Source organism: Kaistella sp. 97-N-M2 (genome assembly GCF_021513235.1).
Lineage (GTDB): Bacteria > Bacteroidota > Bacteroidia > Flavobacteriales > Weeksellaceae > Kaistella.
The window spans coordinates 2,197,458-2,211,958 of record NZ_CP090976.1; the positions used below are offsets into that span (position 1 = coordinate 2,197,458).

Below are 14,501 nucleotides of genomic sequence, written 5' to 3' on the forward strand. Positions count from 1 at the left end.
TATAAGGACGGGCTTTAGCCCGTTTTTTTAATGGAAGTCCTGCAATTGGCTTTAGCCGAAAATTATTTCTAAATTTGTAAGCACGCAACCTCTTCAAATTCACATCGCATTACATTGACTTTTGCTCAGATAATTCTTCCGCTGAATTTAAAAGGAACTTTCACGTACAAAGTTCCGGACGAACTTGCGGAAAAAATTGAGATCGGCATGCGTGTTTTGGTTTCGTTCCGCGGCAAGAAAATCTATACCGGAATCGTTTTTGAACTGCACGACGAAGCGCCTGAAAATTTTGAGCCCAAGGAAATTATTAATCTTTTAGATGAGTTTCCCATTCTTCCTTTGGAGCAAATCTCTTTCTGGACGTGGCTTTCCGCATATTATCTCTGCAACCTTGGCGAGATTTACCGTTTTGCCTTTCCGTCTTCTTTAAAGCTGGAAAGTGAGACTTATCTTAAATTAAAATCCAATGCGATTATTGACTTCGAAAATTTAGATGTCAACGAAATGTATCTTATCCAGGCATTGGAAGTTCGGCAGCTCATTAATTTAACGGAAATTGAAGCTTTTATTCCAAAAAAAGAGATTGTAAAAACCATTAAATCCCTTATCGATCTGCAATACATCGAAATCGACGAAAAAATTGCGGAGAAATACAAAGCCAAAGAAATCGCTTTTCTGAAAATCAATGAAGAAGAGGTTTCTAAAAAGAGCCTTGCCCAAATTCTGCTGTCGCTGAAACGATCGCCGAAACAACAGGAGCTTTTCCTGTTATTGCTCGAAAAGCACACCGAAGACCCGGAAAAGCATATCAAGAAATCCGATGTTTTTGAAGAAGGAAACTTTGCGCATTCGCAACTGAAATCCTTAATAGAAAAAAAATTGGTGCAGGAATTTTTTTTACAAAAAGACCGTTTGCAAAGCTATGAAGGCGAGATTGAAATCTTAGACGAATTAACTGATGCGCAACTTTTGGCTAAGCAAGAAGTTGACGAAGCGTTCAATAAGGGGAAAAATGTGCTGTTGCACGGCGTCACATCGTCCGGTAAAACGCATATTTATCTCGAAAAGATTGAAGAAACCGTGGCGTCTGGAAAGAATGTGCTGTTCCTCCTGCCCGAAATTGCCATAACAAAGCAGATTGTTCAGCGGTTAGAAAAGAAATACGGCAAACAACTTGGTTACTACCACCAAAAACTCAGCGATTTTGAAAGGGTAGAAGTGTGGCGCAGAGTCAAAAATAATGAGTTGAAAATTTTAATAGGCACCCGGAATGCGCTTTTCCTGCCCTACCAAAATTTAGGTTTGATCGTAGTTGACGAAGAACATGATTCGTCGTACAAGCCGCGCGAAGTTTCGCCCTTTTTCAGCGCGAGAGATGCAGCGCAGATTCTTGCAAAAATGTACGGCGCGCATGTGATTCTGGGTTCTGCAACTCCGTCGGTAGAATCTTATTACTTGGCGAAAAAAGAAAAACTGGCATATGTTTTCCTTGGTGAGAGGTTTGGGAAGGTAAAACTTCCGGAATTTGAACTCATCAATTTTAAAGAAGAACAGGATTCGAAGAAAATTATAGGCAATTTTTCTTTAAAACTGATCGACGGAATTAAAGCTGAACTGGAGCGTAAAAAACAAACCATGATTCTTCACAACCGCCGCGGTTATGCGAATGTGGTGGAATGCGAAAGTTGTGGTTACGTCAACTACTGTTCGAATTGTGATGTTGTGATGACTTACCATAAATTTTCGAACGAAATGAAATGCCATTACTGCGGTCAAAAAGCTTCAAAACCGAAGATCTGCCCGCAGTGCAATTCTGAAAAACTGAACGAACGCGGCGTGGGCGTGGAACAGATTCACGAAGAAATGTCCAAAATTTTTCCGGAAGCAGAAGTGGATCGAATGGATGTGGATTCGATGCGCAAAAAGTTTGCCTACGAAAAACTGTACGAACGTCTCGAAGAAGGCGAAACTGAAATTTTAGTCGGAACGCAAATGATTTCCAAAGGGCTGGATTTCGATAATATTGAACTCGTTGCAATCCCACGTGCAGATTCGATGTTGTACGTGCAGGATTTTCGCGCAGAGGAAAGAGCATATCAGCTCATCACTCAGGTTTCCGGTAGAGCTGGACGCATGTCTGGCGAAGGAAAAGTGTTAATTCAGACTTACAATCCGGAGCATCCTGTTTTCCAGCTAATTAAAGAAAATGATTCCGCCAAAATTTATACGCATTTTCTGGAAGAACGAAAAAAGTTTTTGTATCCGCCTTTCGTTAAGCTCGTTATGATTGAACTGAAGCATCGAAAGGAAGATAAAGTGAATCGCGCCTCGCAGTTCCTGGGTTCTGTACTCCATAAATATCTGCCACCGGAATGCATTCTCGGTCCGGAAAAGTCGCCCATTGGAAAATTAAATTTAATGTACCAATACCAAATCTTACTTAAACTTCCGCGAGGAAAAAATTACGCCGAATACAAGAAATTGGTTTTAAAAAGTCTGGAAGAATTTGAGGAAATAACTGCTTATCAAAGCATTAAAAAGATGATTTTTGTTGATTTTTAACAAAGTTTAACAAAATTTTCAAGGTTTTAATAAGCTTAAAAGGCGGTGTTCCGATAATAATTGATACTTTTGACCGTTGGAAAGATGTTATGTCCTTTACAAATCACTTTTCATCAACGATAATCAAATAAATCAATATTAAATGATTAGCCTTAAAAATATTTATATTTCTTCCGCCCTCGCTTTTTCAGCATTCGCCTACTCGCAGGGAACTTTTATCAATTCAAATTATCCTCAATCTTACGAAAATCAGACTGCCAATTCAGTTAAAGATTTTACCTCAACGGAAAAATTAATGACGGCGAAAGAACTGGTCGATATCAACATCAATTCCATGATGAGCGATCCGGTTCTTCGGAATGCGAACTGGGGTTTTGTGGTGTTTGATCCGAAAACAAAGAAGATCGTTAGCTCTTATAACGAAAATACACCGTTGGTTCCGGCCTCTACAACAAAATTGCTGACGACCGAAACGGCAATCAGTTTATTAGGAGAAAAATTTCGCTGGATCACCCAGTTTGAATATTCCGGCAATATCGATTCTGATGGCAATCTTCAGGGAAACCTGTATATTGTAGGAAGCGGCGATCCGTCTCTCGGAACCAATAAAGCAGGCGCCTCATCCTATCGCGACATTGTTTCAGATTTTGTAATGGCGGCTTCTGAAAAGGGGATCAAGAAAGTAAATGGCGATATTATAATCCAGACAGGAGTTTTCAAAGCGAATAAATCGCAGAATTTGCCGCAAAATATTGTGTGGCTGGAAAACGGAAATTATTACCTGCCTGTTGGCTCTACATATGAAATCAGCCCGGCGAATGAAAAACTCATCGCGAAAAAATCCAGTCCTTTCGCGGTAAGTAAAAACTTCTATTATATTTCGCCCTACATCAACCAGATGGTGTATGCCGATATATTTGAAGGTATTGGTTTGACGACAAAATTACCGGATGCTCCGTCTTACTTAGCCAATACGCTTCGGACAACCCTGGTAAAAAGCGGCATTCCCGTCAGCGGCAAGGTAATTTCTAAAACGACGGATCTTAATCCGGAGAAGCGTGAAATTATTACGGCGTACCAGTCGCCCACTTTAAGCGAAATTATGTATTATACCAATCAGCGAAGTGATAATGCGTTGGCAGAAGCTTTTTTAAGAATGGTCGGTTTCCAGAAAAATGGCGATCAAAGTTTAGAATCGGGTAGAAGCGTTGTGGTGGAACATTTAAAATCGATCGGTTTCGATACAAGTGGTTTAAATTACATTGACGGCAGCGGATTATCCCACAGCAATTTGGTTACGCCCCTTTCTCAGGTTAAATTTTTAACCGGATTAATGGATGAAAAATATTATAAAACGTATTTCGATTCTTTACCAATCGGTGGGCAGACCGGTACTTTGAAAAGGATGTTTTATGGAAGCGGCAACGGTCAGATTTTTGCGAAAACAGGAACGTTGAATAGAGTAAAAACTTTAGCGGGCTACATGAAAACCAATACGGGTAAAACTTTAGTTTTCTCCCTGCTCATCAATAATTATGCAGGCTCTGTGGATCAGGTAAAAAGCAAAATGGAACAGCTTTTACAACCTGCCTTGAGTTTATGATAACGATTTAAACAAAACATTAACCTTTCAACAATAGTTGGAGGGTTTGTTTTATCTTTACGTTAAAAATATTTCTTACATGAAAAAACTTTATATCTTAGTGATAGCCTTGATTTTTGGACAGATTTATTCCCAGAGATCTGAAGAGGCAGAACGGAAAAGCATGATGAAAGGCGAGTTGGATCTGTATTCAAAAATGATTGATTACAATGAGAATCCAAATACCGCGAACTACGATTTGAGGTACCAGCGGCTTGAGTTGGAACTGAACCCCTCGCAACAGTTTGTCGCGGGAACGGTAACCAATCATTTTATCGCTAAAGAAAATATGTCGGCTATTTATTTTGACCTTGCCAACACGCTCACGGTTTCAGAAGTAAAATACCATGGTACAGCGTTAATTTTCACCCAATTAGGTACAAAAGAACTTAAAATTGATTTTCCGGCAGCATTATCGACAGGTACTTTAGATTCCTTGTCGATTAAATATTCAGGCGCTCCCTCCACTGTGGGAAGTGCGGGAGATGCTTTTACGGTTTCCACCCAAGGAGGAACACCGGTTTTGTTTACCCTTTCAGAACCGTATGGTGCGCAGGAATGGTTTCCTACGAAACAAAGCATGAATGATAAGATTGAGAAGGTGGATATAAAAATCACGACTCCGTCGCAATACAGCGTTGCTTCAAATGGAAAATTATTGGCGGAAACTTTAGTGACAGGTGGGAAAAAATTAACTTTTTGGCAGACCAACTATCCCATTCCGGCTTATCTTATTGCCTTAGGTATTACAAATTATACCAAAATTAACGACACCATGGGAACACCCCCTTTCCCGTTTGTCAATTATCTTTATCCCTCGACGACGTCCAACACTACCATCATGTCGAATATCGCCTGGACAAAAACAGTAATGGATACTTTTGAGCAGTATTTCGGTCCTTATCCGTACCGAAACGAAAAGTACGGTCACATGCAGTTCAGCTGGGGCGGCGGTATGGAACACGCCACCATGTCGTCTATGGGCGCCTGGAGCCGCGGTATAATCGCACACGAACTCGCGCACCAGTGGTTTGGCGATAAGGTAACCTGCGGTGCGTGGAACGACATTTGGCTGAATGAAGGTTTTGCCACGTTCGGCGAACACCTTGCCAACGAAAAATTATTGATGAATAGCGCGGCCTTCCAAAACTATCTCGCCGACGAAATTGATTACATAACGAGTTCTGCCGGGGGAAGCGTTTATGTTGCGACCTCGGCTTTGGGCGACAGCAATACGCTTTTTAGTGGCCGTTTAACGTATGCAAAAGGCGGTTATGTATTGCGGATGATGAAATGGATTTTGGGTGACGATGTTTTTTACGCTGCGCTAAAAGATTATCATTCGCGTCCGAATCTGGCGTATAATTATGCCAGGACCGAAGATTTTAAAGCCTCGGTTTTACAGTCTACAGGAAAAGATTTTACCGGATTTTTTAATGACTGGATCTACGGCCAGGGCTACCCAACCTATCAAATCAAGTGGAATCAGACCGCCGATCAGGTCTTACGATTTAAAGTAAGCCAAACACAAAGCAATGCTTCCGTCAGTTTTTTTGAACTTCCGTTGCCCATCAAAGTCATCGGAACAGGCGGCCAGGTGGCGTATGTTGTTTTGGATAATACGGCAAACAATCAAAATTTTGAAAAGATAGTGGGTTTTCCGGTAGCTTCTGTTCAGTTCAACTATGAAAATCAGATTATCCAGAAAAATTCTACGGTAACCAAAGACACAAGTATTTTAGCGGTAGCAAACATCAGTAAAGAAGCTGTCAAAATCTATCCCAACCCGGTAAATAATCAATTGTCTGTTTCGGGCATCACTGTGGATCAGCCTTTCGAAATTTATAGCATGGACGGGAAAATGGTGAAAACGGGAAAATATTCTTCCAAAGAAAAGATCGAAGTCGGTAATCTTCCAAAAGGAATTTATGTCCTCAAAATCGCAGATCAAAATCTCAAGTTTATTAAAAACTAAAATGAAAGGCTCTCAGGAATGAGGGCCTTTTTTCGAATAAAATCGCGTGCAACCGCGGAAAATAATTTACGATCATCGAAATACTGCTGTATACCACGAATATATTGCATTGCATCTGCACGTGGTTTTGAACGATCAAGACTGAACTATGTCTGGAGACGCACAAGTAGTATTATATAAAGCGTTGTTTCGTAATATCCCAGAAACCGCATCCTTCAGCAATAATTCTGAAATTAAAAACCTTCTTCGGAAAATAGCGTTCAAACAATCGCGTTTTGGGGGCTTTTTTCTTAAATTAGCATTCTAAACATTTCAATTATGATCTCTAAAAATTATCTGGAAAACTTACAGCAGGAACTTCACAATATTAAAAACGACGGACTTTTTAAAACCGAAAGAATCATTACGTCGCAGCAAGCGGCCGAAATCGAAGTCAACGGTAAAAAACTGCTGAACTTCTGTGCCAACAATTATTTGGGCCTGTCCAACAATCCGGACGTGATGAAGGCTTCTCAGGATATGATCGAAAGCCACGGTTACGGCATGTCTTCAGTTCGTTTTATTTGTGGAACTCAGGATATCCATAAAGAGCTGGAAGCCAAAATTTCCATATTTTTGGGTATGGAAGATACCATTTTGTATGCTGCCTGCTTCGACGCGAACGGTGGCGTTTTCGAACCGCTTTTTACAGAGGAAGATGCCATTATTTCCGATGAATTAAATCACGCTTCTATCATTGACGGCGTGCGTTTGTGTAAAGCTGCGCGCTACCGATACAAAAATAATAACATGCAAGATTTGGAAGACCAGTTAAAAGCGGCATCCGAAAAAAATCACCGTTTCAAAATTATTGTAACCGACGGCGTTTTCTCGATGGACGGAATTGTAGCCAATTTGAAAGGAGTTTGCGACTTAGCGGAGAAATATGATGCCCTGGTAATGGTGGACGATTCTCATGCTACCGGATTTATTGGTAAAACCGGTCGTGGGACGCATGAATCCAACGAGGTGATGGGAAGGGTTGATATTATTACATCTACTTTAGGGAAAGCTTTGGGCGGCGCTTTGGGCGGCTTTACATCAGGCAAAAAAGAAATTATCGATATGTTGAGACAGCGCTCTCGTCCGTATTTATTTAGTAATTCTCTGGCGCCCGGGATCGTTGGTGCAGCCATAAAAGTATTGGATATGATTTCCGACGACTGCACGTTGAGAGATCAGGTTATGGAAAACGCGGAATATTTCCGGAAAGAAATGAAAGCAAAAGGTTTCGATATTCCGGACGGAGACGCGGCCATTGTTCCCGTAATGCTTTACGACGCACCTTTGGCTCAGAAAATGGCCGAACAACTCGTCGAAGAAGGTATTTACGTTATCGGATTCTTTTATCCCGTAGTTCCGAAAGGAAAAGCCAGAATTAGAGTACAGCTTTCGGCCTCCCACACTAGAGCGCAGTTGGATAAAGCCATCGCTGCTTTTGAGAAGGTAGGTAAAACTTTGGATGTAATCTAATATTGTCCTATTTTCTTCAAAAATAAATAAGATCATCGTTCCAAAAAGTCTTTCAGCCTTTCAACTGCTGAAAGACTTTTTTAAATTAAAAAAAGATGTTTAACAAACAGGAAGCACAACAACTTCGAAAAGACTTTTGGATTGCTTTTGGCAAGAGTTTTCCGCGCAAATGGATTCTTTATGATACGAAAATTAAAGATTTTTCCTTTAAATTTTATGCCGATCCGAAAAAGGCCGAAGTTTCTCTGGATATTGAAATGAACGACGAACTCTTTCGCAATGCATATTATGAAAAGATCTGGTCCTTGGAAGATCTTTTGAAAGAAGAAATTGGCGCCTTTCAGAAAGAGGAATTTTATACGCTGGAAAACGGAAAAGTGATCGCAAGAATTTGGGTAACAAAAGAAAATGTCTCCATCTACAACAAAAATACGTGGCAGGAAATTTTCGAGTTTTTTGTGGAAAAAATGGAAGGCTTTGAGCGGCTTTATTATGAGTACGAAGATTTTATTAAAGATGTTTAAAGGGGAACAAAGCTGAATTTTGCATTTAGGTGGAAAACATTAAAAGCATTTAACACATCTCGAAAATTAAGCCCAAAAAATTTATTGAAATTTCCTTTTTCGCCACCAGCAAAATACGGCGCCCAAAAGTACGATGATGGCTAAAGGAAATAACAGATTGATCCATTGCCATTTTGTTTTTTCTTCGTCAATTCTTTGGCGGTCCAGCAATCTGGCTTCGATATTTCTGTTTCGCAAATCCATAATATTGGAATCGTCTAACAGAAAATCCAGCGCATTTCTTAAAAACTGCTCGTTGCCGTAGGTCTGTTTCGTAAGAAGATCTTCACCTAAAGGCAGGGCTTTCCCCTTATACATCTGATTTCTTCCCACATCTCCGTCTGCAATCACGATCATTTTGTTCTCGGAACTTTGCGGTTTAAAATTAGGGTAAGAATTTCGTTCGCTTCGCGATGCATATGCGGAAGTGAATTTTCCCTCCAGACTTACAGCAAAAATTTTTGGCGCAGTGGGTTGATCGAACTCGCTTAACGAATCGCTCAGCACAATTTCTGATAACGCTACATAATTTGGCACCTGCTTCACATTCGTTCTCTCACTAGATTCAAAAAGTACTTTTGTCTTGATGTTTTTGCGTCCTAATGTATCAATCGACGTCGGAAATTCAAACTTAACGGGATTAATATTTTTCGTGATGGGATTTTCATCTTCAGCAATTCCCAAAGGAAAATAAGGCCACAGAAAACTGCTGTACTGCGGGTTTCCTGCAACTTCGCCAGAGACAATTCTAATAAGTGCAGATTTTTTTAAATCTTTCACCAATCCTGCATTAATTCTGATCCCGTAATTGAAAAAGAAATCGGTTAAATTGGTTTCCATGGGGTACGCCATTATCTTTCTGGATTGAAAAAGCGTGTCCATCTCCGCATTTACGGCATCAATCATCCACAGCGTTTTGCCGCCGTTCATGATGTACTGATCCAAAATTACCTTTTCGTTTTCCGTAAAAGCCTTGCGCGGTTTCGCGATCACAAGAGCGTCCATTCTTTTCAGTTTCGGAATATCGGCAAGCGAAAGTTCTTTTTGATCTGCCGGGATAATAGGTCCGGCGTTGTAATTTTCGAGGGCCATTTCCATAAATCCCTGGAATTGGGTGGGACCTAATTCATCCTGATTAATTAAGATTCCTACGGTTTTTTTGCGATCTTCTGTAAGTAATTTGATGTTCGAAGCGAAATTATATTCCAGATTTTCGATGGATCTGTTCAACTGTTCAGACGCGTCGATGCCGGTTTGATTGATAATCAAAGGAATTGAAAATCCAGACGACTTATATTTTAAAGCGGCATAGGGAAACATCACAATTTCGGAGATTTTGCCGTCCTTCATGTCGGGTAGGATGGAAGGCTGAATTCCCATGGCCGCCAAAGTATCTTTCGACATTTTTGTTTTGATGGGGTCAATAAATTCAAACTCGATTTTTGGGTTGATTTTGCGGAATTCCTCTAATATAAATTTTGTTTCATTCTGAAGCTGACGAAAACTCGCCGGAAAGTCACCTTCGAGATAAACCACCACATTTAAAGGCCTGTCGACGGATTTTAAAATTTTTACCGTAGATTCGGCAAGCGTATATCTTTTTTCCTGCGTAAGATCGAAGCGCTGAGAAAAAATTCCGAAAGCGCCGAGCAGCAAAAAGCCGCCAAAAATAAGATAAATGATATTTTTTTTCTTCATTTTTTAATTTCTAAAAAGCACAATTTTTACTTTTTCTTTTCAACAAAAATTTGAGCCAGAAAGAGGCAGATCCCAACCACCAAAAGGAAATAGAAAACATCTCGTGTATCGATGAGACCTCTCGTAAAGGCGATAAAGTGCTGGTAAAATCCAATATTGCTTAGGAAATAATCAGCGCCGCCCAATAATTTATAGCTCGCCAACTGCTCAATGCCAAAATAAAAAAAGAAGCAGAGGAAAACGCCGAGCAAATAAGCCATAATATGATTTTGGGAAAGCGAGGAAGCTAAAATTCCCACGGCCGAAAAAGCAGCGATCAAAAGAATGAGGCCGAAGTAACTGCCCAAAGTCGCGCCCCAATCAATATTTCCGCTCGGCACACCTAAGATATAAATGGTGTACAAATAAACCAGAGACGGAATGATGCACAAAACCCCCACGAGCCAAACGGCCAGAAATTTTCCGCGGATGATTTCGGAAATTTTTATGGGTTGGGAGAAAAGCCAGTTCAACGTGCCGGATTGTTGTTCTTCAGCCAAAGTTTTCATAGAAATGGCAGGAATAATAAACATCAGCAACCACGGAGCTAGTACAAAATAACTCTGCAGACTTGCGGTCCCGATATCGAAAATATTTGAATCGTTTTCGAAGAAAAATAAAAAGAGCGAGCCGATTAAGCTAAATGCCCCGATAATAAGCCAGGCACTCCAGTTTCCGAAATAGCTCCAAAGTTCTTTTTTAAATAATGCAATCATAGATAAAGTAGGGCTGAAAATTAAGATTTTCTTTTGTTCACCAGTTTCACGGTTCCCATAATTAAAACAACCAGAACGACAAATCCGGTAATTAATTGCCACCAGTATTCGATGACCAGTGATTTTAAAATGACTGTAAAAATAACAAGAAACAAAATAAACGTCGCAATCTCATTTGCCTGACGAAGTTTAAGATTTTTCAGGGGCATTGCGTCTCCGTCAAGGCTTTTTAACTGCAAAACCCTTTTCCAGCACCAGTAATGATACAGAGCAAGGCCTACTAAAAATGTGAGTTTTAAATGGAACCAAGGGGTCTTCATCAATCCAAAATTTAAAAAAATCATCGTTAGACCGCTGACGAGCATAATTATTCCCGCCGGCACCGTAATGATATTCCAGAGCCTTCGGGCCATAAAAACATACTGCTCGCGAAGCACCTTTTTCTTTACTTCCTCAAATTCGTCCGTATCCTTATAATATACAAACAAACGCACGAGATAGAAAATCCCCGCGAAGTAACTGACCATAAAAATAAGGTGAATGGCTTTGATAACCGTATAAAGCATGCAAAAAATATAAGTTCCAAAGATAAAAAATTAAACTTTATTAAAAGCCGTGTTTTTGATAGGTAAATTTCAATGATCTAAAATGATTTTTATTGGAGGGTTTTGAATAATTTTTAGTTATTTTGCACAATAACAAAATTTATATTATAGATTATGAAAAGAATTTTCCAATTGTGTTTCACTTTGGTATTTTTTGCTCTGGGATTTTCGCAGAGTTTAAAACCCATTGCTGAAAAAGTTAAACAGTCCCATTCCGCCAACAAAACGTTTGTGAAGTACAACCTTTTCACTGTTGACACTTCCGAGCAAAAACGACACGCCTACGATGCCGCCGCGGAAGGAGTTACCGTTATGAAATTGAATCAGACTGAAATTCAGCGCATCACTGCTGAACGACCTGACGCCCTGGAAATGAGTTTTCCTTTCGATGGAAAAACCATCACTTTAGAATTGGTGAAAAATAATTTTTTCACACACGACTTTAAAGTAAATACCGATAAAGGTTACGCAAATTATGCTCCCGGTGTTTATTATCACGGAATTGTAAAAGGAGATAACGAGTCGATTGTTGCGATCAGCTTCTTTAATGATGATGTAGTGGGCGTTACCTCCATTCAGAATGTCGGAAATATCGTGGTAGGAAAAGCGAAAAAAACCGGCGATTTTTTAGCCTACAACGACCATAAAATGAAGGGAGCTAATCCCTTTTCATGTAGTGCCGATGAACTTGTGGAAAATCAGAAAATGACCGGGCCATCTTACGATCCAAAAACAATGACGGCAAAGAAAACCGATAACTGTGTGCGAATTTATTACGAAGCCGGCTTCGGACCTTATACGCAAAACGGTTCTAATGTAGCTACCACTACAAACTGGGTTACGGCTATGCATAACAATATTTCTACGTTGTATTCGAACGACGGAATTACCGTTGCCTTAAGCGAAGTTTTTGTTTGGACTTCTGTAGATCCGTTTACAGGATCGCCTTCGGAAATCCTGAACAAATTCAGAACGACGCGAACTTCATTCAATGGAGATGTTGCGCAGCTGCTACGTAATCCGGCAACAACCAGTATTGCATGGGTGAATGCTCTTTGTTCTACCTACAAATATTCTTATTCCGGGGTGAATTTTACTTTTAATGAAGTGCCAACATATTCCTGGAATATTGAAGCCATGACGCACGAGATTGGGCACAATTTAGGTTCTCCACATACGCATGCGTGCAGATGGAACGGAAATGATACCGCGATCGACGGCTGCGGACCCGCATCGGGAAATAACGAAGGTTGTAATGCGCCACTTCCGACAGATGGCGGAACCATTATGAGCTATTGCCACCTTGTTCCGAGTGTTGGAATTAATTTCACCAAAGGTTTTGGGCCTCAACCCGGCGCTTTAATCAGAGCGACTGTAAATTCAAAAGGATGTTTAGGACAGGATTGTATTTCTTCCTGTGCACTGTCTGTTACCGGATTAACGCTTTCGAATATTACAAAAACTTCGTTAACTGCAACAATTGTTGATGTGGTAGGAACCAACTGGAAATACAAACTTTCTACAATGGATGGTACCGTAATTACATCCGGAGTTACCAATAACAAAACGCTGAATTTTACCGATCTTGTTCCGGGAACGTACTACAAAATTGCTGTTGGAACCGACTGTTCGGGACCTCAGGCGTTTGCGTTTGAGCAGCTTGCATTAACAGATGCCGATTGGTGTACCGGTGTTCTCTTTACGGATCCGGGCGGTCCCGATGCGAACTATGGCGATAACCAGTCAGTCATCAAAACATTTTATCCGGCAAATGCTGGCGATAAGTTAAATCTCGTCTTTACCGAATTTGCTACGGAAGAGGCCTACGATTTCATGAATATTTACGACGGACCCAATATTGCCTCGCCAAGATTCCCGGGTGGAACGCAGCTAAGCGGGAATACCATTCCCGGTCCTTTCCTTTCTACGAATGCAAGCGGCGCAATTACCGTAAGATTCAGTTCAGATCCGGCTGCTAACGAAGCAGGTTGGAAAGCGACTTTCGAATGCGTTACTTTGGCCACAGGAGAAACTTCGGTTGGGACAGATGTTAACGTGTCGAAAACTTCTGCAAAAGGAGTCTTTGTCATCACGTCGAAAGACAAAATTCTCTCTTACAGTGTATTTGATGCGTCGGGAAAAAGAGTTAAGACTTTTAATAAGGGGAACGCGCCCGAGGAAAGATTCGATCTCAATAATTATCCGGCGGGAACTTATGTAGTGAGTATAACTACATCCAAAGAAACCGTAAACAAGAAAATTATCAAATAACCATTTTCGATGGAATAGAAATAGCCGACTCGCGAGAGTCGGCTATTTTTTGTTTTTCTGGTATTAATTGAATTCTATATAAATATTTTCGCCCACGCGCAAACCGAATAAAGTTTTCGCCCCGTTGTATTCGTTACCTTTGTAAATAGTAAGTTCCAAAAGCCCCGCATCGTTAAATATTGCGGCTGACTTGCCATGATATTCGTGTTCCTTGGTCCAGTCGTGCACAAACTCCGTATACTGGTTATAAATTTTAGAAAGTGCTAAGTTTCGGAATTTAATGATGAAATTTTCCAGCGCAATATTGTTTTTTTCAAAAAACCGCTTGCTGATGTTGGATACTACATTGCCAAAATTATCGATGTACATGATCTCACCGATGATCATTTTTTCGCTTTCATTATAAACCGCGCGCGGAAAAGAAAGTTGTTTCGGCGTTTTAAACTTTCTGCCAATAACTTCCGGTAATCCACCGTTGTGCAGATGCACTGCGACAGGCGCAAAAATATCGGTCGACGTAAAATGGACTTCATCGTCAAATCTATTGTTAAGGGTGATTTCGTACACCGCTTCGGGCTTAATGTCGTAAAAAATTAAACTCAGAACGCCATTATCCGCAGCGATAAAATAATGACCGTCCGTTTCGTAAAGAATGCATTTTCGCTCTTTTGTATAAAAACTGTCCACGGAAATAATATGAACGGTACCTGGCGGAAAAAAAGAATAAGAGTTCCTGACGATATAGGCGGTTTGCAGTAGATTATAGGCCTGAATTTGATGCGAAATATCAACAATTTTTACATCTTCATTTAAACTCAGTATTTTACCTTTCACAGAGGCGACTCTGTGGTCAACCAACCCGTAATCTGATGTAAATGTAATAACTGCCATGAATAAATTTAGAGAATGACAAATTTA

At 40.4% G+C, this 14,501-nt stretch carries 10 protein-coding genes; 6 read left to right on the plus strand and 4 right to left on the minus strand.

All coding sequences use genetic code 11. The features are described from left to right. Positions 1–114 precede the first annotated feature (114 nt). From priA to L0B70_RS10240, 5 genes are all read left to right on the plus strand, one after another. A complete protein-coding gene (priA, locus tag L0B70_RS10220; RefSeq protein WP_235141699.1) occupies positions 115–2,562 on the plus strand; it encodes a primosomal protein N' in 2,448 nt (815 codons plus the stop codon). A 142-nt stretch (positions 2,563–2,704) separates the two neighbouring features. Then, positions 2,705–4,165: a D-alanyl-D-alanine carboxypeptidase/D-alanyl-D-alanine-endopeptidase gene (dacB, locus tag L0B70_RS10225; RefSeq protein ID WP_235141700.1), complete on the plus strand. Its 1,461-nt coding sequence runs from the start codon at positions 2,705–2,707 to the stop codon at positions 4,163–4,165. 79 nt (positions 4,166–4,244) lie between these two features. Continuing rightward, positions 4,245–6,179 (plus strand): M1 family aminopeptidase, encoded by a 1,935-nt coding sequence (locus L0B70_RS10230; protein WP_235141701.1) that lies wholly within the window; start codon positions 4,245–4,247, stop codon positions 6,177–6,179. A 318-nt stretch (positions 6,180–6,497) separates the two neighbouring features. Continuing rightward, complete coding sequence (gene kbl / locus L0B70_RS10235; RefSeq protein ID WP_235141702.1) at positions 6,498–7,691, plus strand: glycine C-acetyltransferase; 1,194 nt, start codon at positions 6,498–6,500, stop codon at positions 7,689–7,691. A gap of 95 nt (positions 7,692–7,786) precedes the next feature. Next, the gene (locus L0B70_RS10240; RefSeq protein ID WP_235141703.1) at positions 7,787–8,215 is read left to right on the plus strand and encodes a DUF4268 domain-containing protein; all 429 of its coding nucleotides are present in this window, start codon (positions 7,787–7,789) and stop codon (positions 8,213–8,215) included. Positions 8,216–8,296: 81 nt separating this feature from the next. Here the strand turns inward: L0B70_RS10240 and gldG are convergent, their stop codons facing one another. From gldG to L0B70_RS10255, 3 genes are read right to left on the minus strand one after another with little or no spacing between them, the layout of a single operon-like run. Continuing rightward, positions 8,297–9,952, minus strand: a complete 1,656-nt coding sequence (gldG, locus tag L0B70_RS10245; protein ID WP_235141704.1) for a gliding motility-associated ABC transporter substrate-binding protein GldG — start codon at positions 9,950–9,952, stop codon at positions 8,297–8,299. Between the two features lie 26 nt (positions 9,953–9,978). Further along, the gene (locus L0B70_RS10250; protein ID WP_235141705.1) at positions 9,979–10,707 is read right to left on the minus strand and encodes an ABC transporter permease subunit; all 729 of its coding nucleotides are present in this window, start codon (positions 10,705–10,707) and stop codon (positions 9,979–9,981) included. 20 nt (positions 10,708–10,727) lie between these two features. After that, positions 10,728–11,273, minus strand: a complete 546-nt coding sequence (locus L0B70_RS10255; protein ID WP_235141706.1) for a CopD family protein — start codon at positions 11,271–11,273, stop codon at positions 10,728–10,730. A 153-nt stretch (positions 11,274–11,426) separates the two neighbouring features. Between L0B70_RS10255 and L0B70_RS10260 the strand changes: the two genes are divergently transcribed. Further along, positions 11,427–13,583, plus strand: a complete 2,157-nt coding sequence (locus L0B70_RS10260; RefSeq protein WP_235141707.1) for a M12 family metallo-peptidase — start codon at positions 11,427–11,429, stop codon at positions 13,581–13,583. A gap of 63 nt (positions 13,584–13,646) precedes the next feature. Here the strand turns inward: L0B70_RS10260 and L0B70_RS10265 are convergent, their stop codons facing one another. Further along, positions 13,647–14,474, minus strand: a complete 828-nt coding sequence (locus L0B70_RS10265) for an S-adenosyl-l-methionine hydroxide adenosyltransferase family protein (RefSeq protein WP_235141708.1) — start codon at positions 14,472–14,474, stop codon at positions 13,647–13,649. Positions 14,475–14,501 lie beyond the last annotated feature (27 nt).

Bases quoted from the DNA above. Each gene is read 5' to 3' on its own strand.
- dacB (WP_235141700.1), top strand. From the start codon at position 2,705: ATGATTAGCCTTAAAAATATTTATATTTCTTCCGCCCTCGCTTTTTCA.
- L0B70_RS10230 (WP_235141701.1), top strand. From the start codon at position 4,245: ATGAAAAAACTTTATATCTTAGTGATAGCCTTGATTTTTGGACAGATT.
- kbl (WP_235141702.1), top strand. From the start codon at position 6,498: ATGATCTCTAAAAATTATCTGGAAAACTTACAGCAGGAACTTCACAAT.
- L0B70_RS10240 (WP_235141703.1), top strand. From the start codon at position 7,787: ATGTTTAACAAACAGGAAGCACAACAACTTCGAAAAGACTTTTGGATT.
- gldG (WP_235141704.1), bottom strand. From the start codon at position 9,952: ATGAAGAAAAAAAATATCATTTATCTTATTTTTGGCGGCTTTTTGCTG.
- L0B70_RS10250 (WP_235141705.1), bottom strand. From the start codon at position 10,707: ATGATTGCATTATTTAAAAAAGAACTTTGGAGCTATTTCGGAAACTGG.
- L0B70_RS10255 (WP_235141706.1), bottom strand. From the start codon at position 11,273: ATGCTTTATACGGTTATCAAAGCCATTCACCTTATTTTTATGGTCAGT.
- L0B70_RS10260 (WP_235141707.1), top strand. From the start codon at position 11,427: ATGAAAAGAATTTTCCAATTGTGTTTCACTTTGGTATTTTTTGCTCTG.
- L0B70_RS10265 (WP_235141708.1), bottom strand. From the start codon at position 14,474: ATGGCAGTTATTACATTTACATCAGATTACGGGTTGGTTGACCACAGA.